The organism is Agrobacterium sp. CCNWLW155, from assembly GCF_036888815.1.
Classification (GTDB): Bacteria; Pseudomonadota; Alphaproteobacteria; order Rhizobiales; family Rhizobiaceae; genus Agrobacterium; species Agrobacterium radiobacter.
In genome coordinates this window covers 1-2,553 of sequence record NZ_JBAKFW010000046.1, presented here as the reverse complement: position 1 = coordinate 2,553, position 2,553 = coordinate 1, and the positions used below count along the sequence as shown (strand labels likewise).

3 protein-coding genes are annotated in these 2,553 nt (G+C 60.6%); all 3 read left to right on the top strand.

The annotated features are described in order from the left end of the window. Nucleotide 1 precedes the first annotated feature (1 nt). A complete protein-coding gene (locus V6S97_RS28970) occupies nucleotides 2–874 on the top strand; it encodes a carbohydrate ABC transporter permease (protein WP_111791367.1) in 873 nt (290 codons plus the stop codon). Nucleotides 875–886: 12 nt separating this feature from the next. Further along, a complete protein-coding gene (locus tag V6S97_RS28965; protein WP_111782392.1) occupies nucleotides 887–1,711 on the top strand; it encodes a carbohydrate ABC transporter permease in 825 nt (274 codons plus the stop codon). 12 nt (nucleotides 1,712–1,723) lie between these two features. Further along, nucleotides 1,724–2,553, top strand: an 830-nt coding sequence (locus V6S97_RS28960; RefSeq protein WP_019566493.1) for an ABC transporter ATP-binding protein, incomplete at its 3' end; no start/stop codon positions are given.

Genomic DNA, 2,553 nt, shown 5'->3' with positions numbered 1-2,553 from the left:
AATGGCAACACGGAACACGAGCGGTCTGGCGCGGGTTATGCTTGCGCCTTCGGTGCTGCTTTTGCTGGTGTGGATGATCGTGCCCCTGGCGATGACGCTGTGGTTTTCGTTCCAGAACTACAATCTGCTCAACCCTGCCAATGTCAGCTTTGCGGGCCTGTTCAATTACCAGTATTTCTACACCGACCCGGCCTTCTTCCAGTCGATCTGGAACACGCTGCTGATCGTCGGCGGCGTACTTCTGATCACCGTCATCGGCGGCATCGCCATTGCGCTCCTGCTCGACAATGACATCTTCGGTCAGGGTATCGTGCGCATCATGATCATCTCGCCGTTCTTCGTCATGCCGCCGGTGGCCGCACTGGTGTGGAAGAACATGATCATGCATCCCGGTTACGGCGTGCTCGCCGATCTGTCCCGCTTCTTCGGCCTGCAGCCGGTCGACTGGTTCGCGCAGTTTCCGCTGCTCTCCATCATCATCATCGTCGCCTGGCAATGGCTGCCCTTTGCAACGCTGATCCTGCTCACCGCCCTGCAGTCGCTCGATGGCGAACAGAAGGAAGCGGCCGAGATGGATGGCGCCAACTTCATCAACCGTTTCGTCTATCTGACGCTGCCGCATCTGTCGCGCGCCATTACCGTCGTCATCCTCATCCAGACGATCTTCCTGCTCGGCGTCTACGCGGAAATCCTCGTCACCACCAATGGCGGCCCCGGTTATGCCTCGACCAACCTTGCCTTCCTCATCTATCGCACGGCGCTTCTGGGTTACGACGTCGGCGGCGCATCGGCCGGTGGCATCATCGCCGTCGTGCTCGCCAATATCGTCGCCATCTTCCTGATGCGCGCCGTCGGCAAGAACCTCGACCGTTAAGGAGAACCGATCATGGCCCGCAAGACAACCACACGTGCGAAGATCGGCTTTTCCATCGCGGCATGGGCCGTGGCGCTTTTGCTGTTCTTCCCGATCCTCTATGCCTTCCTCACCTCGATCAAGACCGAGCCGGAGGCGATCGCAGGCTTCAGCCTCATTCCCTCGGGCACGCTGGAAAACTACATCACCGTGCAGACCCAGCGCGATTACTTCAAGCCGTTCATGAACTCGGTGGTGCTGTCGCTCGGCTCGACGATCATCGCGCTGATCATCGCCATTCCCGCCGCCTGGGCCATGGCGTTCTCGCCGACCAAGCGCACCAAAGACATTCTGATGTGGATGCTCTCCACCAAGATGATGCCGGCGGTGGCCGTGCTGGTGCCGATCTACCTGATCTTCCGCAATGCCGGCCTGCTCGATACCCGCATTGGGCTGACCGTCATGCTCACCTTCATCAACCTGCCGATCGTGGTGTGGATGCTTTACACCTACTTCCGCGAAATCCCCGGCGAGATCCTTGAAGCAGCCCGCATGGATGGCGCATCGCTGTGGAACGAGATCGTGCATGTGCTCACACCAATGGCGGTTCCGGGCATCGCCTCGACGCTGCTCCTGAACGTCATCCTCGCCTGGAACGAATCCTTCTGGACCATCCGGCTGACGACCACCAATGCGGCACCGCTGACGGCCTTCATCGCCTCCTTCTCCTCACCGCAGGGGTTGTTCTGGGCAAAACTTTCGGCCGCCTCGATGATGGCGATCGCCCCCATTCTCGTCATCGGCTGGTTCTCGCAGAAACAACTCGTGCGTGGCCTCACCTTTGGCGCCGTGAAATAAGGAACGACAATAATGGGCAGCATTTCCCTTCAGAACGTGTCCAAGCTCTTCGGCGAGGCAAAAGTCATCCCGTCGATCGATCTCGATATCCATGACGGCGAGTTCGTCGTCTTCGTCGGCCCGTCCGGCTGCGGCAAGTCAACGCTGCTGCGCCTGATCGCCGGGCTGGAAGACGTCTCCGGCGGCAGAATAGTCATCGACGGCAACGACGCCACCGAAAAGGCCCCGGCCGAGCGCGGCCTTGCCATGGTGTTCCAGTCCTATGCGCTCTATCCGCATATGAGCGTGCGCAACAACATCGCCTTCCCGCTGAAGATGGCCAAGCTCGACAAGGCCGTCATCGACAAGAAGGTCGACGATGCCGCCCGCATCCTTAACCTCACCGATTATCTCGAACGCCGGCCCTCGCAACTGTCCGGCGGCCAGCGCCAGCGCGTGGCCATCGGCCGCGCCATCGTGCGCGAACCGAAAGCGTTTCTGTTCGACGAACCGCTTTCCAACCTCGATGCGGCGCTGCGTGGCACCATGCGGCTGGAAATCTCCGAGCTGCACAACACGTTGAAGACGACGATGATCTACGTCACCCACGACCAGGTGGAAGCCATGACCATGGCCGACAAGATCGTTGTCCTCAACCGCGGCAATATCGAGCAGGTCGGTTCGCCGATGGAGCTTTACCGCTCGCCCGCCAACCTCTTCGTCGCCGGCTTCATCGGCTCGCCGCGCATGAACCTGGTGACCGGCGACTACGCCCGGCAAAAGGGTGCGACCACCGCCGGCGTGCGGCCCGAGCACCTGACGCTGTCGAAAGAAACCGGGCTGTGGCAGGGCAAGGTCACGGT

Excerpts from the sequence above, each read along its gene's own strand:
- V6S97_RS28970 (WP_111791367.1), top strand. The coding sequence starts at position 2 with ATGGCAACACGGAACACGAGCGGTCTGGCGCGGGTTATGCTTGCGCCT.
- V6S97_RS28965 (WP_111782392.1), top strand. The coding sequence starts at position 887 with ATGGCCCGCAAGACAACCACACGTGCGAAGATCGGCTTTTCCATCGCG.